The 23,886-nt window shown below is 69.0% G+C and carries 20 protein-coding genes, 1 tRNA gene and 1 pseudogene; 9 read left to right on the forward strand and 13 right to left on the reverse strand.

Annotated features, from left to right (window positions below; all coding sequences use genetic code 11):
- Position 1: 1 nt before the first annotated feature.
- From MEICH_RS0119215 to MEICH_RS0119225, 3 genes are all read right to left on the reverse strand, one after another.
- Positions 2-718 (reverse strand): TerC family protein, encoded by a 717-nt coding sequence (locus MEICH_RS0119215; RefSeq protein ID WP_027893940.1) that lies wholly within the window; start codon positions 716-718, stop codon positions 2-4.
- A gap of 151 nt (positions 719-869) precedes the next feature.
- Positions 870-1,838 (reverse strand): alpha/beta hydrolase-fold protein, encoded by a 969-nt coding sequence (locus MEICH_RS0119220; protein ID WP_027893941.1) that lies wholly within the window; start codon positions 1,836-1,838, stop codon positions 870-872.
- Positions 1,839-2,345: 507 nt separating this feature from the next.
- Positions 2,346-3,353 (reverse strand): aldo/keto reductase, encoded by a 1,008-nt coding sequence (locus MEICH_RS0119225; RefSeq protein WP_027893942.1) that lies wholly within the window; start codon positions 3,351-3,353, stop codon positions 2,346-2,348.
- Positions 3,354-3,421: 68 nt separating this feature from the next.
- On the opposite strand from MEICH_RS0119225, the gene MEICH_RS0119230 reads away from it, so the two are divergent.
- Positions 3,422-4,354: an L-lactate dehydrogenase gene (locus tag MEICH_RS0119230; RefSeq protein ID WP_027893943.1), complete on the forward strand. Its 933-nt coding sequence runs from the start codon at positions 3,422-3,424 to the stop codon at positions 4,352-4,354.
- 171 nt (positions 4,355-4,525) lie between these two features.
- On the opposite strand, the gene MEICH_RS27430 is transcribed toward MEICH_RS0119230, so the two are convergent.
- On the reverse strand, positions 4,526-5,296 hold the full coding sequence (locus MEICH_RS27430; protein WP_051304363.1) for a hypothetical protein: 771 nt from the start codon (positions 5,294-5,296) through the stop codon (positions 4,526-4,528).
- A 17-nt stretch (positions 5,297-5,313) separates the two neighbouring features.
- A complete protein-coding gene (locus MEICH_RS27435) occupies positions 5,314-6,099 on the reverse strand; it encodes a CPBP family glutamic-type intramembrane protease (RefSeq protein ID WP_051304364.1) in 786 nt (261 codons plus the stop codon).
- 482 nt (positions 6,100-6,581) lie between these two features.
- Here MEICH_RS27435 and carB point away from each other — a divergent pair, with 482 nt between their 5' ends.
- Positions 6,582-9,716, forward strand: a complete 3,135-nt coding sequence (gene carB / locus MEICH_RS0119245; RefSeq protein ID WP_027893944.1) for a carbamoyl-phosphate synthase large subunit — start codon at positions 6,582-6,584, stop codon at positions 9,714-9,716.
- A 79-nt stretch (positions 9,717-9,795) separates the two neighbouring features.
- Here the strand turns inward: carB and MEICH_RS0119250 are convergent, their stop codons facing one another.
- The 6 genes and pseudogenes from MEICH_RS0119250 to rph form a co-directional block, all read right to left on the reverse strand.
- On the reverse strand, positions 9,796-10,194 hold the full coding sequence (locus MEICH_RS0119250; RefSeq protein WP_027893945.1) for a hypothetical protein: 399 nt from the start codon (positions 10,192-10,194) through the stop codon (positions 9,796-9,798).
- A 7-nt stretch (positions 10,195-10,201) separates the two neighbouring features.
- Positions 10,202-10,546, reverse strand: a complete 345-nt coding sequence (locus tag MEICH_RS0119255; protein WP_027893946.1) for a plastocyanin/azurin family copper-binding protein — start codon at positions 10,544-10,546, stop codon at positions 10,202-10,204.
- A gap of 253 nt (positions 10,547-10,799) precedes the next feature.
- Positions 10,800-11,246 (reverse strand): CHRD domain-containing protein, encoded by a 447-nt coding sequence (locus MEICH_RS0119260; protein WP_027893947.1) that lies wholly within the window; start codon positions 11,244-11,246, stop codon positions 10,800-10,802.
- A 94-nt stretch (positions 11,247-11,340) separates the two neighbouring features.
- Complete coding sequence (rdgB, locus tag MEICH_RS30320; RefSeq protein ID WP_027893948.1) at positions 11,341-11,952, reverse strand: RdgB/HAM1 family non-canonical purine NTP pyrophosphatase; 612 nt, start codon at positions 11,950-11,952, stop codon at positions 11,341-11,343.
- Between the two features lie 126 nt (positions 11,953-12,078).
- Positions 12,079-12,630, reverse strand: a pseudogene (locus tag MEICH_RS30325) (non-canonical purine NTP pyrophosphatase); the annotation flags it as partial.
- A 9-nt stretch (positions 12,631-12,639) separates the two neighbouring features.
- Positions 12,640-13,398 carry a ribonuclease PH gene (gene rph, locus MEICH_RS0119270; RefSeq protein WP_051304365.1) on the reverse strand — a complete coding sequence of 253 codons (759 nt, stop codon included), beginning with the start codon at positions 13,396-13,398 and terminating at the stop codon, positions 12,640-12,642.
- A 76-nt stretch (positions 13,399-13,474) separates the two neighbouring features.
- On the opposite strand from rph, the gene MEICH_RS0119275 reads away from it, so the two are divergent.
- Positions 13,475-13,549: transfer RNA gene (locus MEICH_RS0119275), tRNA-Thr, on the forward strand.
- Between the two features lie 344 nt (positions 13,550-13,893).
- Here MEICH_RS0119275 and MEICH_RS27440 read toward each other — a convergent pair.
- Positions 13,894-14,364 carry a universal stress protein gene (locus tag MEICH_RS27440; protein ID WP_051304366.1) on the reverse strand — a complete coding sequence of 157 codons (471 nt, stop codon included), beginning with the start codon at positions 14,362-14,364 and terminating at the stop codon, positions 13,894-13,896.
- 142 nt (positions 14,365-14,506) lie between these two features.
- Here MEICH_RS27440 and MEICH_RS0119285 point away from each other — a divergent pair, with 142 nt between their 5' ends.
- The 3 genes from MEICH_RS0119285 to nhaA all read left to right on the forward strand — a co-directional run bounded on the left by MEICH_RS0119285 (position 14,507) and on the right by nhaA (position 18,294).
- Positions 14,507-15,199, forward strand: a complete 693-nt coding sequence (locus MEICH_RS0119285) for a response regulator transcription factor (RefSeq protein ID WP_036219734.1) — start codon at positions 14,507-14,509, stop codon at positions 15,197-15,199.
- A gap of 12 nt (positions 15,200-15,211) precedes the next feature.
- Positions 15,212-16,645, forward strand: a complete 1,434-nt coding sequence (locus MEICH_RS0119290; protein ID WP_027893951.1) for a sensor histidine kinase — start codon at positions 15,212-15,214, stop codon at positions 16,643-16,645.
- Positions 16,646-17,019: 374 nt separating this feature from the next.
- Positions 17,020-18,294 carry a Na+/H+ antiporter NhaA gene (gene nhaA, locus MEICH_RS0119295; RefSeq protein ID WP_027893952.1) on the forward strand — a complete coding sequence of 425 codons (1,275 nt, stop codon included), beginning with the start codon at positions 17,020-17,022 and terminating at the stop codon, positions 18,292-18,294.
- Positions 18,295-18,649: 355 nt separating this feature from the next.
- Here nhaA and treS read toward each other — a convergent pair whose 3' ends face one another.
- Positions 18,650-20,296, reverse strand: a complete 1,647-nt coding sequence (gene treS / locus MEICH_RS0119300) for a maltose alpha-D-glucosyltransferase (RefSeq protein WP_027893953.1) — start codon at positions 20,294-20,296, stop codon at positions 18,650-18,652.
- Between the two features lie 139 nt (positions 20,297-20,435).
- Between treS and bshA the strand changes: the two genes are divergently transcribed.
- Genes bshA through otsB form a run of 3 tightly spaced genes read left to right on the forward strand, consistent with a single transcriptional unit; the run spans position 20,436 to position 23,793 of the window.
- Positions 20,436-21,719, forward strand: a complete 1,284-nt coding sequence (bshA, locus tag MEICH_RS0119305; protein ID WP_027893954.1) for an N-acetyl-alpha-D-glucosaminyl L-malate synthase BshA — start codon at positions 20,436-20,438, stop codon at positions 21,717-21,719.
- Positions 21,710-23,083, forward strand: coding sequence for an alpha,alpha-trehalose-phosphate synthase (UDP-forming) (locus MEICH_RS0119310; protein ID WP_027893955.1), 1,374 nt, complete (start codon positions 21,710-21,712; stop codon positions 23,081-23,083). The genes bshA and MEICH_RS0119310 overlap by 10 nt, the downstream gene beginning before the upstream one ends.
- Entirely contained in the window at positions 23,080-23,793 is a 714-nt protein-coding gene (gene otsB / locus MEICH_RS0119315) for a trehalose-phosphatase (RefSeq protein WP_027893956.1), read from the forward strand. Before MEICH_RS0119310 ends, otsB begins: the two co-directional genes overlap by 4 nt.
- The last annotated feature ends 93 nt before the right edge of the window (positions 23,794-23,886 follow it).

Here is a 23,886-nt window from a genome sequence, read left to right on the forward strand (position 1 = left end):
GTCAGGTGCTGCTGGGGGAGCGGTCGCTCGAGCGCAGCGCCCACAGCGTGCCCACCACCAGGATCAGCAGCGTGACGCCCAGGAACAGCTCCTTGGGCAGGTGCAGGGCCAGGGCCTCGTTGTGCAGCCACACCTCAGCGCCCAGGTTCCAGCCCTCGAGGGTGAGCTTGAGCCCGGCCCAGCCCACCACCGCGTAGGCGACCTGCTCGAGGCGGGGGTAGTTCTCCATCACCCGCACCATCCAGCCCGCGGCCAGCCGGATCAGCAGGATGCCGATGGCGACGCCGGTAAAGATCACCCAGAACACCTTGCTGAAGGCCACCACCACCAGCACCGAGTCGATGGCGAAGGCCAGGTCCACGACGTTGACCATCACCACGATGCGCCAGAAGGACTGCTGGACGGAGGCCTTGACTTCCTCCTCGGGGGACCGGATCTCGTCGGACTGGCGGCTCAGGAAGAACTTCACCGCGAGGTAGATCAGGTAGACGCCGCCGAGCACCTGGATCCACCAGATGTTGATGATCACCGTGGCGAACAGCAGGGCCAGACCGCGCAGCACGTAGGCCCCGATAATGCCGTACAGCAGTGCCTTCTTGCGCAATTCAGGGGGCAGCGGCTTGACCATCACCGCCAGCACCATGGCGTTGTCGACGGAGAGAATCGCCTCGAGGGCGACGATGATAACGATCGCGAGGATAGCTTCGGCAAGTCCCATCCGTACCAGGGTAGCCCCAAACCCCGCGGCGCACCGCGAGCTACGCCCTGGTGACGCCAAGGCGAAAATCTGCTACAGTGGTAACCGCGCTTAAAAAAACGGCGAGTGGGGGCGAACCGCGTTTTGCTGTCCCAGACGGCTTTTTGCTGCTCTAACGGGCCTTGCCGAAGAGGTAGCGCAGGCCCGGGGCCAGCCCCTGGCGCCAGGTCATCCAATTGTGGCCGGAGGGGCGCTCGAGGTAGGCGTGGGGGTAGCCCTTGTCCTGCAGCATCGCGGCGAAGCGGCGGTTGGGGGCTAAGAGCCACTCGATCTGGCCCGTCTCGCAGTAGAAGCGCAGCGGCAGGCGCTCGGCGCCGGCGTACTGCTGGGTAAGCCACTCAGGGGCGGTGTAGCTGTCGTCGCCGCCGGGCTCGAGGGTCAGGCAGGCCGACTGGGTGCCCACCACCTGGAAAAGCTGGGGGTTGCGGAAGGCCAGCCAGGCCGAGACCACCCCGCCCAGGCTGGCGCCCCAAAGCCCCTTCCGCTCGGTCTTGCCGTAGTGGGATTCCACGGCGGGGATGATCTCCCGGAGCAGGAATTGCTCGTACTTAGGGTTGAACCAGTACTCGCTGCGCCGGTCCTCGGGCTCGATGAACACCATGCGCACGGGCTCGATCTCGCCGTGCTCGCACAGCGCTTCGGCGATGTCGGCGAACTGGGCGGTGCGGTAGTAGGCCACGCCGTCCTGGATGTAGAGCGTGGTGCGGGGGGTCTGGGAGGGCTCGTAGACGTAGTAGCGCCGGGTGCTGCCGAAGGTGGCCGACTCGAGCCGGTGCCGGTGCACGCCCTTGCCCTCGCCGCTGGCCTGGGGCGGGGCCTCGTAGCGGAAGCCGGGGAGCTCGACGGCGCGGGGGTAGGTCCACCAGGGGTTCTGGGCCTTGTGGGGGTTGTCGGGGTCGGGGAAGGGCTTGCCCTGGTCGTCGAGGAAGGCGTATTCGACGTAGGCGTGGGGGGGGAACTCGAGGGTGAGCGGTCCTGAGATGGGGATGGGGCGCTTGTCCCAGTCGGTGAAATCGCCTACCAGGAAGCGGGCGTTGGCGGGGGGGTGAAAGGTCACGAAGCGCGAGCGTACCTCGACCATACGGGGATAGCTTAACGCTCCTGCTGTGTCTTCCGTGGGGAGGGGTTGGTTTGTGGTGCTTTGGTTTGGTGTCCCCCGCTCCGCCGTCAGGGGCCGGAGGGGGAGGCCATTCCACGTGGCGGGGGCATCGCGGTACGCGACCCGGCATACGCCGGAAACCTGCTCCCCCTCTCACCCTCCGAGGGACTCCAGGTTACCGGCAGAGCCGGTATGGCCTACGGCCACCCCCTCGCGGACATGCCGCCGGGTCAAGGTGCGGCCCGCACCCCCGCACACGCGGGCACTGAGGCCCGGCGGCATGCCCGTCTGCGCCACCCCGCCCACCCCCTCCCGCGTGAGCCGCACACCCCGGCCGGGGCACGGCAGCGACCACCGAGCGCCCTTCCGCGGGGAAGTGGGGCTGTAGTCGGCCTATGGGGCGGGCACATTAATCCCGAAGGGCGTTTGGCTATCGGCTATCGACTATCGGCTATCGGCTATCGACTATCAGCTATCGACCATCGACCCCTACCGCCCCGCCATCGCCCAATCCGCGATGTCGTAGGGGTAGATCGGCTGTGGGCGGCTGGCTTCGTCGAGGCGTTGGAGGTGTTCGGGGGTTAGGGTCCAGCCGGTGGCCTGGAGGAGGGGCTCGAGCTGCTCTAGGTTCCTCGCGCCGATGATGGGGGCGGTGACGCCGGGCTGCTGGAGGAGCCAGTTGATGGCGACGGAGGCGGGGTGCTTGCCGCTTTGTTCGGCGACCTCGTGCAGGGCGTCGAGCACGAGCCAGGTGGGTTCTTTGTTCATGTTGCTCCACTTCTCGCCCCAGTTCCTGCGCTCGGCCTCGTCCACGCGGCTGCCTGGGGGCGGGGCGCTCATGCCGCGGCGGTACTTGCCGCTGAGCCAGCCGCCGCGCAGGGGGCTCCAGGGGATGATGCCCACGCCCTCGTTGAGGCAGACCGGGAGCAGTTCCCACTCCATGCCCCGGCTGAGGAGGTTGTACTGCGGCTGCAGGCAGGTGTAGGGCTCCCAGCCGTGGTGTTTTGCCGTGCTGATGGCCTTTTGCAACTGCCAGCCGGTGTGGTTGCTGGCCCCCACGTAGCGCACCCAGCCGCGGCGCACCAGGTCGGTGAGGGTGGAGAGGGTCTCCTCGAGCGGCGTCCTCGCGTCCCAGCCGTGCACCTGGTAGAGGTCGATGTGGTCGGTGCCCAGGCGCTTCAGGCTGGCGGCCACCCCGTCGAGGATGTGCTTGCGTGAGAGCCCGGCGTCGTTGGGGCCCTTGCCCATGGCGAAGCGCACCTTGGTGGCGATGACCCAGTCCTCGCGGCGCTGGCCCCCCAGCCAGCGGCCCAGGATCTCCTCGGAGGTACCCTGGCCGTAAACGTCGGCGGTGTCGATGAAATTGCCCCCGGCCTCGGCGAAGCGGTCGAGGATTTGTACGCTTTCCTCTTCGCTGGACTCGCGCCCGAAGGTCATGGCCCCCAGGCAGAGTTCGCTCACCCGCAGGCCGGTTTTGCCCATGTAGCGGTAATTCATGCGGGCCTCCTGAGCGGAGTCTACCGCCGGGGTCCGGCTCGAGGCTGCCCCGTGGCACAATGGCAGGCATGAAGATCGGGGTGGTGGGGGTGGGGATGGTGGGCAGCAGCGCGGCCTACGCGCTGGCCTTGGGCGGGGTGGGCAGCGAGCTGGTGCTGGTGGACCACAACCCCAAGCTGGCCGAGGCCCACGCCGAGGACATCCTGCACGCCACCCCCTTCGCCCGCGCGGTGCGGGTGCGGGCAGGGGACTACGGGGCGCTCGAGGGCTCGGCGGTGGTGGTGATCGCGGCGGGGGTGGGGCAGAAGCCGGGGGAGACCCGCCTCGAGCTGCTGGGCCGCAACGCGCGGGTCTTCGAGCAGGTGATCCCCGCCGTCCTCGAGGCCGCCCCCGAGGCCGTCCTGCTGATCGCGACCAACCCGGTGGACGTGATGACCCAGGTCGCCACCCGCATCTCGGGCAGGCCGGAGAGCCGGGTGATCGGCTCGGGCACCATCCTCGACACCGCGCGTTTCCGCGCCCTCTTGGGGGAGTGGCTCGAGGTCTCGCCGCAGTCGGTGCACGCCTACGTGCTGGGCGAGCACGGCGACTCGGAGGTGCTGGTGTGGTCGGGGGCGGAGGTGGGCGGGGTGGCGCTGGAGGAGTTCGCCCGCCAGAGCGGGAAGAGCCTGGACGAGGAGGTGCGCCGCCGCATCGACGACGGCGTTCGCCGCGCCGCCTACCGCATCATCGAGGGCAAGGGCTCGACCTACCACGGCATCGGGGCCGGGCTCGCCCGCCTGGTGCGGGCCATCCTCACCGACGAGCGCTCGGCCTTCACCCTCTCGACCCTCACCCCCGAGGTGGAGGGCGTGAGGGAGGTGGCCCTGTCCCTGCCGCGCATCCTGGGGGCGAGCGGGGTACTCAGGACCCTCGAGCCCCAGCTTTCCCCTTCCGAATGCCAGGCCCTGGGGCACAGCGCCCAAGTCCTCAAGCAGGCCGCGGTGGAGCTGGGGTTTTAAGTCACCCCACGGTGAGCTTGTCGCATAGCCATACCGAGGCAAAGCTGTTCGAGGGCTTCAGCAAGGACTTGCGCTCACCGTGGGGCCCCGGCAAACGACAAACATACGTCGGAGGTGCTTAGGCTCCAGGCCGGTTCACTACGGGCTACGCGCCACGAGCCACTGGCCTCCTCAACGCCGTTCCGGCGGCGGCAGCGTGCGGTTATAGCTGATCCGCACGGCCGAAGTGCTGTTCAGGATGGCTTCCTCGTTGTCCAGCAGCCACTTCCTGACCTCGAGCGGCGCGTTCTGCATCAGCCAGCCCTTGGCGGCGGCTCCGCGCCCGATGACCAGGGCGTTGACCCAGTAGCCCATCGCGCTGCCCTTCATGCCGAAGGCGTCGCCCGACTTGCGGGCCTCGAGGAAGGCGCTCTGGTAGCGCTGCATCTCCTGGAGGTTGCGGGCGGGGAACTGCCGGGTGGCGTCGTAGAACTGGATGCCGTCGTAGGCGTAGACGCGGGTCACGCCGGGCGAGTCGGCGAAGGAGAGGCCGGCGAAGTAGGAGTACACGCCCAGCGTGATCAGCTCGGCCCGCCCGTCGCCGTCGAGGTCTCGCACCTCCTGGATGCCCCCGTCGCCCCACTCCTCGAACATCAGGTTGCGCAGCCCGCCCTCCTGGGTGAAGAGGTAGTGGGTGAAGCAGCAGTGTGCCCCGCCCGAGTAGTCGGTGAGCAGCAGCTCCTTGGGGGCTTTGCCGGTGACTTCGACCAGCGAGGCCTCCAGCCGCCAGCCCCGCACCTCGAGCCGGGTGCGCCCGCTCGAGATGACCCGCGCTACCTGCTCCCCCTCGCTCTTGCCCTCGATCCGCACGCCGTAGCCGCCCCAGGACAGGGTTTGCAAGGGCTTCTGCGCCAGGCCAAGGGGGGCCAGTGCGGCCAGTATCGCCAGCATCCAGTGCTTCATGGGGCCATTATCGAGCTTCAGGGGTGCCACCACACCGAGAAGGCCGGGTAGTAGGCTTCCACGATCTCCTGGAACAGGAAGTAGTCCACGATCAGGTGCACCACCAGCACGTAGACCAGCACCCTCGAGCGCTCGAACATGATGCCCTGGGTGACGGCCAGGAAGAACACGAACAGCGGCCCCCAGCCCTGGAAAGCCATGTCGTAGAGCACCGAGGTGTACACCACCGACTGCGCCAGGTTGGCGCTCCAGAAGGGGAAGAGCGAGCGCAGGACGGCGAAGCAGGTGTTGATGAAGAACAGCTCGTCCCAGACGCCCACCAGGTTGATCCCGGCGAAGAGGGTGAGCAGCGGGCCGCTCGCGGGCTCGGGCGGCAGCTTCCAGTTGAAGGGAACCTCGGGCGAGAGCACCCCGAAGTAGAGCCGGAAGGCGGCCCAGGCCAGCGGGACCGACAGCAGCACGTAGCCGAACTCGAGCCAGCTAAAGTGCCGGGGCCACAGGTGAAAGCTGAGCAACCCGGGGTCGCTGCGCCGCAGCAGCAGGGGCGGCAGGGCGATCACCGCCAGGAAGGGGAGCCCCAGCGTGAGGAACTTGACGGGCCGGGTGTCGGTGCTGATGGGGGCCAGCGCCAGCAGCAGGATGCAGCCCAGCAGCACCCCCATGCGCCGCCGGAAGGCCGCGTCACGGCTTTGCCAGACCGCCCAGCCGCTCAGGCCGAAGGCGATCGTGCCGGGGAGCCAGGCCTCGAGGGGGATCAGCAGCACGGTAGCCGCGCAGAAGGTGGCGAGGGCGAAGGTTCTCACTCGCACGGCAGTTTATATGGTGGATGTCGGTGGTCGATAGCTGATAGCCGATAGCCGATAGCTGAACGCCTAACGCGGGTCGTACGTCTGATGCAGGTCGTACGTCGTACGCAAGACGCAAGACGCAAGACGCAAGACGCGAGACGCAAAACGCAAGACGCAAAACGCAAAACGTAAAACGCAAAACGTAAAACGCAAAACGCAAAACGTAAAACGTAAAACGTAAAACGTAAAACCCCTTGGCCCTCGATGCTGGCGGGGAGGGGGCACCGCAGGTCACAAGCTGACGGCTGAGGGCTGAAAGCTGACGGCTTACCGCCGTCTGCCGCGAGCCACACGCTCCTTGCGTACGGCCAGCACCCACCCACGCCCGGCCCGCGACTTTATGCTTGAATTGGGCATCTTTATTCGGGTAGCATGGCCGCTTAGAGCCGCGTGCGGCCAAAGGTGGTAGGCTGACCGGCTGGAGAGCTGAGGACGCGATGCCAGCACGCACGGACATCAAGAAGATCCTGATCATCGGTTCTGGCCCGATCACCATCGGCCAGGCGGCGGAGTTCGACTACTCGGGGACCCAGGCGGTCAAGGCGCTGCGCTCGGTGGGGTATGAGGTGGTGCTGGTCAACTCCAACCCGGCCACCATCATGACCGACCCCGACCTGGCCGAGGGCACCTACCTCGAGCCCCTCACCGCCGAGTTCCTGGAGAAGGTCATCGCCAAGGAGCAGCCCGACGCGCTGCTGCCCACCCTGGGCGGCCAGACCGCGCTCAACCTGGCGATGCAGCTTTACGAGCAGGGGATCCTCGAGAAGTACGGCGTCGAGCTCATCGGGGCCAACGCGGCGGCGATCAAGAAGGGCGAGGACCGCGAGGAGTTCCAGCAGGCCATGCTCAAGATCGGGCTCGACGTGCCGCGCGGCAAGATGGTGCACAGCCTCGAGGAGGGCCTGGAGTTCGCCCGCAGCGTCACGGGCTACCCGGTGGTGGTGCGCCCGAGCTTCACCCTCGGCGGCACCGGGGGCGGCATCGCCGCCGACGAGGCCGAGTTCGTCGAGATCCTGAGCCGGGGGCTCTCGCTCTCGCCCACCCACTCGGCGCTGGTGGAGGAGAGCATCGTGGGGTGGAAGGAGTTCGAGCTCGAGGTCATGCGCGACCACAACGACACCGTGGTCATCATCACCTCCATCGAGAACGTCGACCCCATGGGCGTGCACACCGGCGACTCCATCACCGTGGCCCCCGCCCAGACCCTCTCCGACGTCGAGTACCAGAAGATGCGCGACGCGGCGCAGGCCATCATCCGCGAGATCGGCGTGGAGACGGGCGGCTCGAACATCCAGTTCGCCGTCGACCCCAGGAGCGGGCGCATGATCGTCATCGAGATGAACCCCCGCGTCTCGCGCTCCTCGGCGCTGGCCTCGAAGGCCACCGGCTTCCCCATCGCCAAGATCGCCGCGCTGCTGGCGGTGGGCTACCGCCTCGACGAGTTGCCCAACGACATCACCCAGAAGACCCCCGCCTCCTTCGAGCCCAGCATCGACTACGTGGTGGTCAAGATCCCGCGCTTCGCCTTCGAGAAGTTCAACACCCTGCCCAACGTGCACGGCGGCTTCTCCGACCGGCTGGGCACCCAGATGAAGAGCGTGGGGGAGGTCATGGCCATCGGCCGCACCTTCAAGGAGGCCTTCGGCAAGGCGCTGCGCAGCCTCGAGAGCGACGTGCGCGCCGAGTTCGCCCACCTCACCGACGCCGAGCTCTTCACCAAGCTCTACCCCAGCCCCACGCGAATTTATGCAGTGCTCGAGCTGCTGCGCCGGGGCGTGAGCGTGGAAGACCTCTACCAGGCCACCAAGATCGAGCGCTGGTTCTTGCACCAGTTCGAGGAGGTCGTGCAGGCCGAGCGCGCGCTGGGGAAGGGGGAGTGGCGGCTGGAGGACCGCGAGGACTGGCGCTACGCCAAAGGGCTGGGCCTCTCCGACGCCCGCATCGGCGAGCTGGTGGGCGTCTCGGAGGCGGTGGCCCGCAAGGAGCGCGTGGCGGCGAGCGCGAAGCCCGTGTACAAGACCGTGGACACCTGCGCCGCCGAGTTCGAGGCCTACACGCCCTACCACTACTCGGCCTACGAGCTCGAGGACGAGGTGCGCGCCACCGACAAGCCCAAGGTGGTGATCCTGGGCTCGGGGCCCATCCGCATCGGGCAGGGCGTCGAGTTCGACTACGCCACCGTCCACGCGGTGTGGGCGCTGCGCGAGGCCGTGATACCGCCTGAGCGGCCCGGCGAGGCCGGGGCACAGGGCTACGAGACCATCATGGTCAACTCCAACCCCGAGACGGTGAGCACCGACTACGACACCGCCGACCGCCTCTACTTCGAGCCGCTGACGCTCGAGGACGTGCTCAACCTCGCCGAGCACGAGCGCCCCGTCGGCGTCATCGCCACGCTGGGCGGCCAGACCCCCCTCAAGCTCGCCAAGAAGCTCGCCGACGCCGGGGTGAGGCTGCTGGGCACCTCCTGGGAGGCCATCAACAAGGCCGAGGACCGCGCCGAGTTCAACGCCCTGTGCGCCGAGCTGGGCATCCCCCAGCCCAAAGGCGCGGTGGCCCGCACCCCCGACGAGGCCCTCAAGCTCGCCGAGCAGATCGGCTACCCGCTGATGGCCCGACCCTCCTACGTGCTGGGCGGGCGGGCCATGCAGGTGGTGCGCGGCCCCGAGGAGCTGCAGTGGTACTTGAGCGGCATCTACGCCGCGCTCGCCGAGCGCCCCTCGATCCTGCTGGACCAGTACCTCGAGGGCGCCCTCGAGCTCGACGTGGACGCGTTGTGCGACGGAAGCCGGGTGGTGGTGGCGGGCGTCATGGAGCACATCGAGCGGGCCGGGGTGCACTCGGGCGACTCGGCCACCGTGCTGCCGCCCATCGGCCTCACGCCGGAGCAGCTCGAGACCGTCAAGGCCTACACCCGCAAGCTGGCCCTGGCGGTGGGCGTGCGGGGGCTCATCAACGTGCAGTACGCGCTCAAGGACGGCACCGTCTACATCCTCGAGGCCAACCCCCGCGCCTCGCGCACCGTGCCTTTCGTCTCCAAGGCCATCGGCCACCCGCTGGCGAAGTACGCGGCCCTGATCGCGGTGGGCAAGACCCTCGAGGAGCTGGGCTTCACCCAAGACCCCACGCCCGACTTCTACTCGGTCAAGGAGGTGCTGATCCCCTGGCTCAAGTTCCCCGGCGTGATCCCGGTGCTCGGCCCCGAGATGCGCTCGACCGGCGAGAGCATGGGCATCGACCGCGACCCCTACCTGGCCTACTACCGTGCCGAGGTGGGGGTGAACCAGAAGCTGCCGCTTTCCGGGAAAGTGCGGATTATCGGTGATGCTGCAGGGACGACGCGCGCGTCGTCCCTACGGGCCGAATGGCTGGAGGCGGGCTTCGAGATCTCGGACGACGACTACGACCTCCTGATCTCGCTCGAAGCCCACCCCGAGCTGCGCCGCGCCGTGGAGAGCGGCAAGCCCTTCATCACCACCCTCGAGGGCGCCCGCTGGAGCCTCGAGGCCGTCAAGCGCGCGCGGGAGAGCGGGCTCGAGGTGTGCTCCTTGCAGGACTGGCACCGGGCCTGATGCCCGATTCGGTTAGCCCGTCACCGAACGGTGACGGGCTAACCCGACCGAAGGGAGTGCTCCGGGTCGCGCCGGGGCGCTACTGCGCGGGCTTGTAGAGGTCCACGCCGCCGGCCTTGTCGAAGTTGGCCTTGAGGAAGGCGGCGTCCACCAGCGGCTTGCTGTCGGGGCTGCCGGGCAGGGTGCCGGCGAAGACCTCGAGCGCGTCGAGGTAGCCGTCGCCGTCGGAGTCCTTCATGGCCTTGAGGGCCTCGTAGAGGGCGGTGTTGATGGTGCCCTTGAAGTTGGCGCGAACCAGCTCGCCGAAGGGGTTCCAGGGGGCCCCGCCGTTGGCGTTGACGTGGCAGAACTGGCAGGTGATGCTCGGGCTCAAATGGAACTGCTGAACCGCCTGGGTGCGGTAGGGCGGGCGGGCGAGGGCGAGGGAGAGAAGGACGGTAGCCGATCCCAGCAGGACCCACGTCAGAATTTTTTTCATGGTGACCTCACTTTACAACGATCTTCCCGCCCATCGAGCTCCCGTGGGCGGTGCAAATGTACTCGTACGTGCCGGGGACGTCGAGGGCGATCTCTGCAGAGGTGGCGCCGCTCGCCAGGTTCCCGGTGTCGAAGGCCTCGGGGGCGCTCGCCTTGGTTATGGCGCCGTGCAGGACGTCGTCGCTGTTCTTGAAGCGGACTTTGCTGCCGGCGGTCGTCGTGCAGTCGCTCGGGTTGTAGCTGAAGCTCGGAATGTCGATCACGGCCGGGCAGGGGGTCTCCCCGCCTCCACCGCCCTGTGGGGTGCAGGCTACACCCAGTAGCGCCAATCCCAGCAAGAGCCACGCTTTCATGGAATACCTCCGTCCCGAGCTTAGCACGCCGGCCTCATCCAGGGCTTCATACCGGGTTCAAAAAGATAACCCTCCAACCCAGACCCCCAGGGGCTATCTTTTCGGACCCTAGAACGCACCCCTCCCCGGCGGTTGGCGAAGCAAGCGTCTCCCTTCCAAGGGGCGGTATCGCCCTCCGCCACGCAGATAACTTCGGTCGGCCGCCCCGCCTTGGCGGGGCGGCGTCACCGAACGGTGACGAACTAACCGAATCTTAATCGCCCACCGCGCTCACGTCGCCGCAGGCGATGCTGGGCCCTACGGCCTGGGGGCTGTTGGCGTGCACGTTGAAGTAGGTGGTGCCCTTGGGGTAGGCGGCCACCTTGTCGGCGGTGATGAGCGTGTAGGCCACGGCTTTGCCGTTGGCGTCGGCGACGAGGTTGGTGAGGGGGACGATCTTGTTGCCGTTCTGGGCCTTGCAGTTGGCGTCGCCCGCGTCGTTGAAGTGGATGTGGTTGGCGTAGCTCCCTGAGCCCGGCTTGAGCCCCTCGAGCTGCACGAAGGCCCAGTGCTCGCCGCTCGGCAGCGTCACCAGCACCGCGCTGCCCTTGAGCCCCTCGCCGCCGAGGCTGGCGAAGCGGGCCTGGGGTTTCTGCCCCCCTTGGGCCAGCACCGCCAAGCCCACGACCGCCAGGATGCCGATCAGCCATTTACGCTTCATGGGACACCTCCATCCCCCCATACGCGGGGCGCGGCCGGCCGGATTCAGCGGCAAAAACCGGCGGCCCGAAAGCCGCCGGTCCGTGGGGCCGGGCCTACTCCGAGGAGCTCACCTCGGGGATCTTGAAGCCGTCCTTGTAGGCCTCGAGCAACTGCGCCATCGCCCGGCCGCGGTGGGAGTAGCGGGCCTTCTCCTCCAGGGTCATCTCGGCGAAGGTCTTGCCCGCTTCGGGCACGAAGAACAAAGGGTCATAGCCGAAGCCCTTGTCGCCGCGTGGGGCCTCGAGGATCACCCCTTCGGTCACGCCGCGGAACATCTGCATGAAGCCCTGGGGGTGGGCCACCGCCAGCACCGCCACGAAGCGGGCCGTGCGCTGCTCCATCGGCACGCCCTTGAGGCGCTCGAGCAGGTAGACGTTGCGCTCGAGGTCGCTCTTGCGGCCGCCGAAGCGGGCGGAGTAGACCCCGGGCTCGCCGTCGAGGGCGTCGACCTCCAGGCCCGAGTCGTCGGCCAGGGTCAGCAGGCCGGTCTGGCGGCAGGCGAAGGCCGCCTTGAGCATGGCGTTGTCCTCGAAGCTCGCCCCGTCCTCGGGGGGCATCTTGAAGGTGTAGTCGAGCAGGGAGGCGAGCTCCCAGCCCAAGGGCGCGAGCCCTTCGCGCAGCTCGCGGAACTTGCCGGGGTTGTTGGTGGCGACCAGTAGGCGCATAGGGGTAGGGCGGGCGGAGGGCTTGGCAGCCTCCGGGGCCACCTCGAGTGTAGCCGACGACGCGGGGGGCGACAGCTCGACGGTGGGGTGCAGGTGGTCCATGATGTGGTGCCCCAGCAGCCGGCGCACGGCCCGCTCCCACGGCGAGAAGCGCTCGCGCTCGGCGGGGGACATCTCCGCGAGGGTCTTGCCCGCCTCGAGCACGAAGAACAGCGCGTCGTAGCCCACGCCGCCTTCGCCCTTGGGCTTGTGCAGCAGCACGCCCTGGGTCTCGCCGACGTAGGTCTCGGTCTGGCCCTGGGGGTAGGCCAGGGTGAGCACGGTCATGAAGCGGGTCACGCGCTCCTGCGGCGGCAGCCCCTGCATCTTCTGCAGCAGCACCTTGCGGCGCTCCTCCTCCGAGGAGCCGGGGCCGAATTGCAGCGAGAAGAACACCCGCTGCCCGGCGTGGGTGTACTCGAAGCAGCTCTCGTCGAGCAGGGTGGGCAGGCCGCTGAGGTCGGCGAGGTGCGCGGCCACGACGGGCACGCGCTCGGTGAGGTCTTCGCCGGAGGCGTCGGGGTCGGGCAGTAGCCCGGCGTAGCTGCCGATGGGCTCGAGCTGCCACCCCAGCGGGGACAGAAGCTCGCGAAGCTTAGCGAGCTTGGGCTCTTTGTTGGTGGCTACCAGTACGCGCATGGCCGTTTCCTAGGATAGGGGTTTTCGCATCTGCGCGTGCACGGTTTTGATCAATTCGGGCATCTGGCCCAGGCCGGTCTCGAGCATGCGCCGGTAGACGGCCTGCGGCACCGGGCGGCCCTCGCCCCCGCCGTGCACCTCGATGACGTCGCCGTCCTTGGTAGCCACCACCGTCAGGTCGGCCCAGGCGCTCTCGTCTTCGTGGTGGGTGAGGTCGAGGAGGATGCGGTCCTCCCCGAACCAGCCCAGGCTCACGGCGGCGAACTCGCTCAGCGGCCACTCGTCGATCTTGCCCAGCATCACCAGCCGGTCGAGCGCGGCGTAGAGCGCGGCGTAGCCGCCCAGCAGCGAGGCCACGCGGGTGCCCCCGTCGGCCTGGAGTACGTCGGCGTCGATGATCACGGTCTTGTTGGGCAGGAGCGAGAGGTCGAGGGCGGCCCGGAAGGCCCGGCCCATGAAGCGCTGGATCTCGGCGGTGCGGCCTGAGAGCTTGTGGCGCTCGCGCTCCTTGCGCTCCTTGGTCGAGCGCGGCAGCAGGTTGTACTCGGCCATCAGCCAGCCCTCCTTGGCCGAGACGTGCCGCGGAACCCCGTCGGTCAGCGAGACCGTCACCAGCACGCGGGTCAGGCCGAGCTCGACCAGTGCCGAGCCCTCGGCGTAGGCGCTGTAGCCGAGCTCGAGCTTGAGCGGGCGCATCTGCAGGGCCTCGCGCCCGTCCTTGCGGGCGCTCTTGGTATCAGGAGGAAGGTTCACGGCAGCCCACAGCATCCTCCCTCGAGGCGCCCCCCGTCAAGCGAGCGCACTTGCCGCTGGGGCCAAAACCGGCTAACATAGCTGTCTGCGGGCCGGTGTAGCTCAGCGGTAGAGCACTCGATTCGTAATCGAGCGGTCGTCGGTTCAAATCCGACCACCGGCTCCAGTCCGGGACGGGGTTCTCTCACCCCGTCCTTTAGCTTTTACCCAAGCATCCCCAGACCACGCCAGCACCACGCCCGGATCTGTTAGGCTTCGCGAAGGCCTACGCGTGGCACCGGACCCAGGCTCCACGCCGGAGGGCTCGCAGCCAGTGGCCTGTGGCTGTGGCTCGTGGTTATCCCCCCCGGCCCTCCGGGTTAGCGTCGAGGGTCGAGGGTCTAGGACGTTTTGCGCCTTGCGTTTTGCGTACGACGTACGACGTAGGACGCACGATGCTGGGCGCGGCGTTTGGCTATCGGCTATCAGCTATCAGCTATCGACGTCTTCCGGCATCCTACCCCCAACGCCTCACGCCAGAGCCACCGGACGGCCCAGCCGCACGGTAAGCACCGGGATAGGGGCTTTCTCCACCAGGCCCCGCGCTACCGAGCCCAGGTTGGGGTGCGCGAGGCTGCCGCGCTCGTGCGAGCCCACCACGATCAGGTCCCCGGGCCGGATCTGGGCCAGGATCGCCGCCAGGGGGTTGCCCCCCAGCAATTGCGCCTCGGCCTCCACGCCCATGCGGCGGGCCAGGGCCAGGTCGTCCTCGAGCACCCGCCAGCCGATGACGTCCATGGCCCGCTCGACCTCCTCGTCGCTGCGGCCCGGGGAGGCCGAGGGGTAGCCGGTGAGGCTGAGGTAGTGGCGCAGGGTGCTGTCCTTGACGAAGAGGAAGCAGGCCGTGGCCCCAAGGCTCCGGGCGATCTCCAGGCCCTCCCGCGCAACCTCCTGGCTGTTGGCCCCGATGTGCACGGGGATCAGCACGCGTTGGTAGTCCATTCCGGCCAGCTCCTTCCGCCCTCAGCGTAGGCGGCCCGCCTGAATCGGCTCTGTCCTGGGGCTAAACGAAGGCTGAATGCCGGCTGAGTCCCGGCTGAATGCGGCTGAGCCGGGGCTGAGCCTGTATGCTCGAGCCGGGGAGGTGATCGTCCTGAAACGCATTCTGGTCATCGACGACGACGAGGGCATCACCCACTTCCTCCGGGTCGGGCTCACCTACGAGGGCTACGCCGTCTCCACGGCGGCCAGCGGCGAGGAGGGGCTGCGGGTGGCGCGCGAGCAGCCGCCCGACCTGGTGGTGCTCGACTGGATGCTGCCCGAGCTCTCGGGCCTCGAAGTCCTGCGGCGGCTCAAGGCCGTCAACGAGAAGCTCCCGGTCATCCTGCTCACCGGCAAGGACGCCCCCGACGACCAGGTGCTGGGCTTCGAGACCGGCGCCGACGACTACGTGCTCAAGCCGGTGCGCTTCGAGATCCTGCTGGCGCGCATCCGCGCCCGCATGCGCGACCAGGAGCCCCAGCCTGAGGTGCTCACCTACGCCGACCTGCGGATGGAGCCCGCCGCACACACCGCGTTCCGGGGCGTGCGCGAGATCCAGCTCACCGGGCTCGAGTACCGCCTGCTGCAGCTTCTGGTGGAGAACGCCGAGCGGGTGTTCTCCAAGAGCAGCATCCTCGACCGCATCTGGGGCGAGGACTTCTTCGGCGACCCCAACGTGGTCGAGGTCTACGTCAAGCAGTTGCGGCAGAAGCTCGAGGCCGGCGGCGAGCCCCGGCTGATCCAGACCATCCGCGGGGTGGGCTACGTGCTGCGGGCGCTGCCCGCGGAGGCCTAGCGGGGGCGAGCCGTGTCCATCCGCCTGCGCCTGGCCCTGTGGTACGGCACCACCACCGCGCTCATCGTGACGCTGGTAGCGCTGCTGGGCTGGGGGGCCTACGTGCAGGGGCAGTACCGCCTGCTCGACCAGGTGCTGCTGCTGTCGGCCAACCACGTCGCCGCGGGGTGGCGGGTCTCGGGCACCTCCTACGTGCTCGAGGCCGACCTCTCCGAGCTCGAGGTCGCCTTCCGGCTTTACGGCCCCGGCGGCAAGCTCAAGCGCACCTCGCGCCGCGTCCCCGAGCTGCCCCTGATCGACCCCGCCCGCTTCCTCGAGCAAGCGCCCGCCCGGCCGCGCGGGTGGGGCCTCCTCGGCTGGACACCCCCCGGCGTGACCCCCGCGGGGGCGGCCTTCGGCCTGAGCCGGGGCGAGGGTACCCGCTGGCGCACGCTGGTGCAGCGGCTGGAGCGCGACGGGGAGGTGCTGGGCTACCTCGAGGCCCTCACCCCGCTGGGCGGCCTCGACCGCTCGGTGCGCTCGCTGGGCTTGCTGCTGGTGGGCCTGATCGTGCTGTCGGTGCTGGGGGTGCTGGGCCTGAGCCTGGCCCTGGCGGCCATCGGCCTGCGGCCCATCGACCAGCTCAACCGCGCCGCCCAGCAGATCGCCCGCTCGCGCGACCTCTCGCGCCGGGTGGAGGGCCGCCCCGGCGGCGACGAGCTCTCGCGCCTGGCCGAGACCTTCAACCAGATGCTTTCCAGCCTCCAGGAGGCCGACAACGCCCAGAAGCGCTTCGTGGCCGACGCCTCCCACGAGCTGCGCGCCCCGCTGGCGACGATCCAGGGCAACCTCGAGCTCCTGCGCCGCTACCCCCAGATGCCCGCCGCCGAGCGGGAGAAGACCTTGCGCATGGCCGAGCGCGAGGCCGTGCGCCTGTCGCGGCTGGTCAACGACCTGCTGACCCTGGCCCGCGGGGACGCGGGCTTGCCGCTGCGCCAGGCCCCCGTCGGCCTCAGGGCCGTGGCGCAGGAGGCGCTCACCGAGGCGCGCTACCTGCTGCGGGGGCAGCGGCTGGAGGCCCCCGAGCTCGAGGAGGCCTGGGTGCTGGGCGACCGTGACCACCTCAAGCAGCTCGTCCTGATCCTGCTCGACAACGCCATCCAGTACACCCCCGAAGGCGGCGAGGTGCGGCTCTCGCTGCACGCGGAGGGGGAGGAGGCCCGGCTCACGGTGAGCGACACCGGCATCGGCATCCCGCCCGAGGACCTGCCCCACGTCTTCGAGCGCTTCTACCGTGCCGACCCGGCCCGCAGCCGGAACAAGGGCGGCAGCGGCCTGGGGCTCGCCATCGCCCACTGGATCGTCGAGCGGCACGGGGGAGCGGTCACGGTGGAGAGCCAGGTGGGGCGGGGCACCACCGTCGCGGTGCGGCTGCCCCTGCGGGCGCACGCGCCCATCGCCCGGTAGCGCTTGCCGATGGCCGATCGTCCCAAGCGTGGCCTGTGATACCGGATTCAAAAAGATAGTCATCCGATCTAAAGACTTTCAGAGGCTATCTTTTTGAATCCCAGAGCACCCCCTTCCAAGGGGCGCTATCGCCCTCCGCTACGCGGATAACTTCGGCCCTGTCAGCCCGGCGCCGTCCGGCACCGGACCAACCGAATCGGGTATAAACACTTTCGCACGTGCCGGGGACGGCTATCGGCCGTCGGCGGCTCGCACAGGAAGCCTGCTGGTATACTCGAGCCACAATTCGCTGCTTCCGCAGCAGGAGCGCGGCCTCCGGCAGCCGCACGGGTGGAGACTGTCAACCGGTCTCCGCCCTTTGTGTAGGAGGAAACATGCGTCGAATCGTCCGGCCCTTCGTCGAGTTCTGGAACAGCGAGGCCCGCAGCGGCTTCATCCTCTTCGCCGCCGCGCTGGCCGCCTTCGCCATCGCCAACTCCCCGGCCTCGAGCTGGTACTTCGAGCTCAAGCAATTCCCCATCGGGCTGAGCTTCGGCGACGCCGGGCTGCAGAAGCCGCTGGCGAGCTGGGTCAAGGACCTCCTGATGGCCTTCTTCTTCTTGCTGGTGGGCCTGGAGATCAAGCGCGAGATCGTGCAGGGCGAGCTCTCCGACCCCCGCCGCTCGATGCTGACCATCCTCGCGGCCCTGGGCGGGATGGTGGTGCCCGCGCTGATTTACGTGCTGTTCAACGCCGCCGGCGCCGGGGTGGCGGGCTGGGGCGTGCCCATGGCCACCGACATCGCCTTCGCCATCGGGGTGCTGTCGCTGCTGGGCAAGCGGGTTCCGCTGGGGCTCAAGGTCTTCCTCACCGCCTTCGCCATCGTCGACGACCTGGGCGCGGTGCTGGTGATCGCCTTCTTCTACACCCAGGGCCTCGACCTCCCCGCCCTGCTGGCCGCGCTCGGCTTCTTCGGCGTCGCCCTGCTGTTGGGGCGGGCCGGGGTCACCAACCTCTTCGCCTACCTGCTGGCGGGGGCGTTCATGTGGTACTTCATGCTCGAGTCCGGCGTGAGCCCCACCGTGGCCGCGGTGCTCCTCGCCCTCGCCGTCCCCCTGCGCCGCGCGGTCGCCCTCCCCGACCTCCGGACCACCCTCGACGAGGCCGCCCGCCGCGACCCCGAGAACCTCGAGGCCGAGATGGACTCGCTCGAGGACACCCTGCGCAACGCCCAGAGCCCCCTGCACCGGCTCGAGCGCACCCTCCACCCCTGGTCGGCCTACTTCATCATGCCGGTCTTCGCCTTCTTCAACGCGGGCGTGAGCGTCGCCGGGGCCGGCTACGGGGAGGTGGCGGTGGGCGCCTCGCTGGGCCTGTTGCTGGGCAAGCCGCTGGGCATCTTCGGCGTCTGCTGGCTGGCCGTGCGCTCCGGCATCGCCGCCCTCCCCGCGGGCGTCACCTGGCCCATGATCCTGGGCGCGGGCTTCTTGGGCGCCATCGGCTTCACCATGTCGCTGTTCGTGGCCACGCTGGCCTTCGAGGGCTCGGCCACGCTGCTGAACCAGGCCAAGATCGGCGTGCTCTCGGCCTCGGTGGTAGCAGCACTGGTGGGGCTAGGCTTCCTGGCGTGGGCTACGGGGCGGCAGCCCGTGGGCGTCGATAGTCGATAGTCGATGGTCGATAGCCGATAGCCGGGCGCGGGTGGTGCGTCGTACGTCGTACGCCAGACGCAAAACGCAAGACGCGAAACGCCAAACGCCCTTTCTTCACCCCCCTTAGCAAGGGGGGCTGGGGGGATACCCCCGCCCCGCGTGCGGGGCGGGGTTTTGCACGGGCCACGGGCCTTCCGCTGACGGCTGAAAGCTGACCGCTGACGGCTTACCGCTTATACCGGATTCAAAAAGATAATCATCCGATCCAAAGAGCCCCGGAGGCTATCTTTTTGGACCCCAGAGCACTCCCTTCGGTCGGGTTGGTCCGTCACCGTTCGGTGACGGACCAACCGAATCTGGTATTACCGCTCCCTCACTGCCTGTCCAGCCGGAACCAGAAGAACGAATGCGGCCCCAGTGTGACGAAGTAGGGCAGTTCGCCGATGGGCGGGAAGGGGGTGCCGCCGATCATCTCGACGGGGACTTTGCCGGCCCAGGGGCGCAGGTCGAGCTCGACGGGCTGGGAGAAGCGGGAGAGGTTGTTGACCACCAGCACCTCCTGGTCCTGGTAGCTCAGGACGTAGGCCAGCACCTTCGGGTTTTGCGGGCGGAGGAAGATCATCTCGCCGCGGCCGAACACGCGGTACTGCTTGCGCACGGCCAGGATGCGGCGCATCCAGTTGAGGAAGGAGGTGGGGCTGCGCTCCTGGGCCTCGACGTTGACGCCCTGGTAGCCGTAGGGCGGGTCGACGATCACGGGGCTATAGAGGCGGCTGGCGTCGGCGCGGGAGAAGCCGGCGTTGCGGTCGATGCTCCACTGCATGGGGGTGCGCACCGCGTGGCGGTCGCCGAGGTAGATGTTGTCGCCCATGGCGATCTCGTCGCCGTAGTAGAGGATGGGGCTGCCGGGGAGGGTGAACAGCAGCGAGTGGACGAGCTCGAGCTGCCGCCGCCCGCCCTCGAGCAAGGGCGCCAGCCGCCGCCTTATGCCCAGGTTCACCTTCATGCGCGGCTCCCTGGCGTACTCGCTGTACATGTAGTCGCGCTCCTCGTCGGTGACCATCTCGAGCGTCAGCTCGTCGTGGTTGCGCAGGAAGATGGCCCACTGGCAGTCCTCGCGGATGGGGGGGAGGCGCCCCACGATCTCCTCGATGGGGCGGCGCTCCTCCCGGCGCAGCGCCATGAAGATGCGCGGCATCAGCGGGAAGTTGAAGCACATGTGGAACTCGGGGTTCTCGGCAGTGCCGAAGTAGTGGATGACGTCTTCGGGCCACTGGTTGGCCTCGGCCAGCAGCAGCCGCCCGGGGAAGTGCTCGTCCATGAAGCGGCGCAGCCTCGCCAGGAAGGCGTGGGTCTCGGGCAGGTTCTCGCAGTTGGTGCCCTCGCGCTCGAAGAGGTAGGGCACGGCGTCGACGCGGAAGCCGTCCAGGCCTAGCTCGAGCCAGAAGCGCACCACGTCGAGCATCTCCTCCTGCACGCGGGGGTTGTTGTAGTTGAGGTCGGGCTGGCTGGAGAAGAAGCGGTGCCAGTAGAACTTGCCCACCCTCGGCTCCCAGGCCCAGTTGGAGTGCTCGGTGTCGATGAAGATGACGCGCGCGTCCTTGTAGCGGTCGGGGGTGTCGCTCCAGACGTAGTAGTCGTGGTAGGGGTTGTCGGGGCCCTTGAGGGCTTCTTGGAACCAGAAGTGAGCGTCGGAGGTGTGGTTGACCACCAGGTCGGCGATCACCCGCAGGCCGCGGGCGTGGGCCTCCTCGAGGAAGCGGCGGAAGTCGTCGAGGGTGCCGTAGTCGGGGTTGACGTTCTTGTAGTCGGCGATGTCGTAGCCGTCGTCGCGCAGGGGGGAGGGGTAGAAGGGCATGAGCCACAGGCAGTCCACCCCCAGCTTCTGGAGGTAGTCCAGGCGGCTGGTGAGCCCGGGGAAGTCCCCGATCCCGTCGGCGTTGGAGTCCTGGAAGCTGCGCACGTGCAACTCGTAGAACACCGCGTCCTTGAACCACAGTCCGTCGGCAGGTACGGCCATAGGGCAATTAATGGCACGAAGCCGCGGCGTGAGCCAAATCCTCAGCTCCCCCTCAGCCGGTGTTCAGAAGGGCTTCAGGCCGCTTTCAGGGCAGCAACCGTTTCACCTGGCATTAATTCGGCGAAACGAGGAAGCCTTTATGGATAACCGCCGTAAGATTGCCATCCTATGCCACACCAGCGCCGGGGGCTCCGGCGTGGTCGCCACCGAGTTGGCGATCGCCCTGGCGGGGCTGGGGCACCAGGTCCACATCGTCGCCACCGAGCGGCCCTTCCGCCTCACCGACGACCGCATGGCCATCGCGGGGGACCACGCCCCGGCTTTGGTGCGCGACCTGGGCGAGAACCCCAAGGGCTGGGGCCACTGGCTCAAGAAGAGCCGCGAGAGCGTGCTGGGCTGGCTCGCCCGCACGGGCCGCAAGTCGGGCCAGGGCACCCTGCACTTCCACCAGATCACCGGCGCCGACTACCCGCTGTTCAAGGAGCCCATGACCATCCTCACCGCCTCCAACGCCCTGGCCCAGGTGGTCGAGCGCCACGGCGTCGAGATCGTCCACGCCCACTACGCCATCCCCCACGCCACCAGCGCCCTGATGGCCCGCAGCATGGGCCTGCCCATCAAGGTCGTGACCACCCTGCACGGCACCGACGTGACGCTGCTGGGCCTCGAGCCCGCCTTCGCCCACACCACCAAGCACGCGGTGCAGGAGTCCGACGCGGTCACGGCCGTCTCGCGCTCGCTCGAGCAGGACACCCGGCGCAACCTGGGCATCGAGCGGCCCATCCACGTGGTCCATAACTGGGTCGACACCGAGCGCTTCCGCCCCAACCCCGACCCCGCCAACCGCCTCAAGTACGCCCAGCCCGAGGAGGCCATCCTGCTGCACGTCTCCAACTTCCGCCCGGTCAAGCGCCCGCAGGACGTCATCCGCGTCTTCTCCGCCGTCGCCCGCGAGCGCCCGGCGCGCTTGCTGATGATCGGCGACGGCCCGGCGCGGCGGGAGTGCCAGGAGCTCGCGCTCGAGCTCGACCTGGCGGGCCGGGTGCAGTTCATCGACTTCACCCCGGCGGTCGAGCGGTTCATGGCGGTGGCCGACGTGTTCTTGCTGCCCTCGGAGGAGGAGTCCTTCGGGCTGGTGGCGCTGGAGGCCATGAGCTGCGGGGTCCCGGTGGTGGCGAGCCGGGCCGGGGGGCTGCCGGAGGTGGTGGTCGAGGGCGAGAGCGGCCACCTCTGCCCGGTGGGCCACACCGAGGCCATGGCCGAGGCCGTGCTCGGCATCCTCGCCGACCCCCGGCGCCGCGCCGAGATGGGGCGGGCGGCCCGCGAGCGCGCGGTGCAGAACTTCCGGCCCGAGCACATCCTGCCGCGCTACCTCGAGGTCTACCAGAGCGCGCTGGAAGGCGAGGAGATCGTGTGGGCTTGATCGTCGTCTCCAACCGCGAGCCCTACAGCCCGGTGCGCGAGGGGCACGAGCTGCACTGGAAGGCGGCGGTGGGGGGGCTCACCGCCGCCCTCGACCCGGTGCTGCGCGAGCGTGGGGGCACCTGGATCGCCTGGGGCGACGGGGAGCGCGAGATCCGCAGCGTCGAGCTGCCGCCGGGGGAGGGGCGCTACCGCCTCGAGCGCCTGCCTTTGCGCGAGAGCGAGCTGCAGGACTACTACTACGGCTTCTCCAACCGCGCGCTGTGGCCCATGAGCCACTACTTCCTCAACCGGGTGCGCTACCTGGGCCGCTACTGGAAGGCCTACCAGCGGGTCAACCGGCGCTTCGCCGAGGCGGTGCTGCAGGCCTACCGGCCCGGCGACCTGGTGTGGGTGCACGACTACCAGCTCTGCCTGGTGCCCCGCCTGGTGCGCGAGGCGCTGCCCGAGGCCAGGATCGGCTTCTTCTGGCACATCCCCTGGCCCTCGAGCGAGGTGTTCCGCACCCTGCCCTGGGACCACGAGATCCTCGAGGGCATCCTGGGCGCCGACGTGGTGGGGGTTCACGTGCCTGAGTACGCCCGCCACTTCCGCTCGTGCTGCCGCATCGTGCTGGGCTACGACAACGACGGCCACGCCGTGCAGACCCCCGAGCGCCCGGTGCGGGTGGAGTCCTTCCCCATCGGCGTCGAGGCCAAGGCCTTCGCCGAGCTGGCCTGCTCGAGCGAGGTGCGCCGGGCCGCCGAGGAGCTGCGCCAGCAGGTGGGCACCCCCTTTTTGCTGGGCGTGGACCGGCTGGACTACACCAAGGGCATCCCCGAGCGCCTGGAGGCCTTCGGGGAGTATCTGGGCCGCCACCCCGAGGCCCACGGCAAGGTCACGCTGGTGCAGATCGCGGTGCCCAGCCGCGAGCAGGTCGACGCCTACCGCCAACTGCGCGAGCAGATCGACCGGCTGGTCGGGCGCATCAACGGCACCTACGGCCGGGCGGGCTGGACCCCGGTGCACTACATCACCCGCGGGTTCGAGCGCCGCGAGCTCGTCGCGCACTACCTGGCCGCCGACGTGATGCTGGTGACCCCGCTGCGCGACGGCCTCAACCTCGTCGCCAAGGAGTTCGCCGCCGTCGCGGAGCGGGGGGTGCTGATCCTCTCCGAGTTCGCGGGGGCCGCCGCCGAGCTGAAAGAGGCGCTGCTGGTCAACCCCTACGACCACGACGGCCTGGCCCGGGCCATCGGGCGGGCCTTGTCCATGCCCGAGGAGGAGCGGCGGCAGCGCCTGGCCGAGCTCAAGGCCCGCCTGCACCGCTTCGACCTGGCCGCCTGGACCGAGGGCTTTTTGCACGCCCTGGAGGGGGCGCGATGATCCCAGAGGAGCTGGTCTCGCTCGGCGAGCGGCCCTTGCTGGTGATCTGCGACTACGACGGCACCTTAGCCCCCATCGCCGTGCACCCCAGCCGGGCCTTCCCCCAGCGCGGGGCGGCGGAGGCGCTCGAGGCCCTGCAGCGCCACGGCAAGCACCGGCTCGTCGTGCTGTCCGGGCGGCGGGCGCAGGAGGTCCACGGCTTCCTGGGGGTACCCGGCCTGCGGGTGATCGGCCTGCACGGGCTGGAGTGGCCGGGGCGGCCCGAGCAGCCCCGCGACCGCGCGGCCATCCAACAGATCGTCTCGAGGTTGCCCCAGGTCGAGGGGATGTGGCTGGAGGACAAGGGCTGGACCCTGGCGGTGCACTACCGCGACACCCCCGAGCCCTTGCAGCCCAAGGCGGCCGCGCTGCTGGCGGCGGTGCCCCTGCCGGAGGGCTGGGAGGCCATGCCGGGCAAGAAGGTCTGCGAGTACCGGCCCGTCGGCTACGGCAAGGGCTGGGCCATCGGCCAACTGGCCCTGGAGCACCCGCAGCACCACCCCGTCTTCATCGGCGACGACCGCACCGACGAGGAGGGCTTCGCCGCCGTGCTGGGCCTGGGCGGCACCGCGGTCAAGGTGGGCGGGGGAGAGAGCCTGGCGCCCTACCGGCTGGGGAACTCGCTCGAGGTCGTCGAACTGCTCACCCTCTGGGCCCGCGGCTGCGGCTGAACCCTCCGGCCGACCCGGCGGGCCCGGCCCACGGGCTCCCCGCCGGCGTCGACGATGGGGGTGGTTCAAAGTTCTTTTGCGTGAAAAATCATC

Source organism: Calidithermus chliarophilus DSM 9957 (genome assembly GCF_000430045.1).
GTDB lineage: Bacteria > Deinococcota > Deinococci > Deinococcales > Thermaceae > Calidithermus > Calidithermus chliarophilus.

Excerpts from the sequence above, each read along its gene's own strand:
- MEICH_RS0119215 (WP_027893940.1), bottom strand. The coding sequence starts at position 718 with ATGGGACTTGCCGAAGCTATCCTCGCGATCGTTATCATCGTCGCCCTC.
- MEICH_RS0119220 (WP_027893941.1), bottom strand. The coding sequence starts at position 1,838 with ATGGTCGAGGTACGCTCGCGCTTCGTGACCTTTCACCCCCCCGCCAAC.
- MEICH_RS0119225 (WP_027893942.1), bottom strand. The coding sequence starts at position 3,353 with ATGAATTACCGCTACATGGGCAAAACCGGCCTGCGGGTGAGCGAACTC.
- MEICH_RS0119230 (WP_027893943.1), top strand. The coding sequence starts at position 3,422 with ATGAAGATCGGGGTGGTGGGGGTGGGGATGGTGGGCAGCAGCGCGGCC.
- MEICH_RS27430 (WP_051304363.1), bottom strand. The coding sequence starts at position 5,296 with ATGAAGCACTGGATGCTGGCGATACTGGCCGCACTGGCCCCCCTTGGC.
- carB (WP_027893944.1), top strand. The coding sequence starts at position 6,582 with ATGCCAGCACGCACGGACATCAAGAAGATCCTGATCATCGGTTCTGGC.
- MEICH_RS0119250 (WP_027893945.1), bottom strand. The coding sequence starts at position 10,194 with ATGAAAAAAATTCTGACGTGGGTCCTGCTGGGATCGGCTACCGTCCTT.
- MEICH_RS0119255 (WP_027893946.1), bottom strand. The coding sequence starts at position 10,546 with ATGAAAGCGTGGCTCTTGCTGGGATTGGCGCTACTGGGTGTAGCCTGC.
- MEICH_RS0119260 (WP_027893947.1), bottom strand. The coding sequence starts at position 11,246 with ATGAAGCGTAAATGGCTGATCGGCATCCTGGCGGTCGTGGGCTTGGCG.
- rdgB (WP_027893948.1), bottom strand. The coding sequence starts at position 11,952 with ATGCGCCTACTGGTCGCCACCAACAACCCCGGCAAGTTCCGCGAGCTG.
- rph (WP_051304365.1), bottom strand. The coding sequence starts at position 13,398 with ATGCTGTGGGCTGCCGTGAACCTTCCTCCTGATACCAAGAGCGCCCGC.
- MEICH_RS27440 (WP_051304366.1), bottom strand. The coding sequence starts at position 14,364 with ATGGACTACCAACGCGTGCTGATCCCCGTGCACATCGGGGCCAACAGC.
- nhaA (WP_027893952.1), top strand. The coding sequence starts at position 17,020 with ATGCGTCGAATCGTCCGGCCCTTCGTCGAGTTCTGGAACAGCGAGGCC.
- treS (WP_027893953.1), bottom strand. The coding sequence starts at position 20,296 with ATGGCCGTACCTGCCGACGGACTGTGGTTCAAGGACGCGGTGTTCTAC.
- bshA (WP_027893954.1), top strand. The coding sequence starts at position 20,436 with ATGGATAACCGCCGTAAGATTGCCATCCTATGCCACACCAGCGCCGGG.
- otsB (WP_027893956.1), top strand. The coding sequence starts at position 23,080 with ATGATCCCAGAGGAGCTGGTCTCGCTCGGCGAGCGGCCCTTGCTGGTG.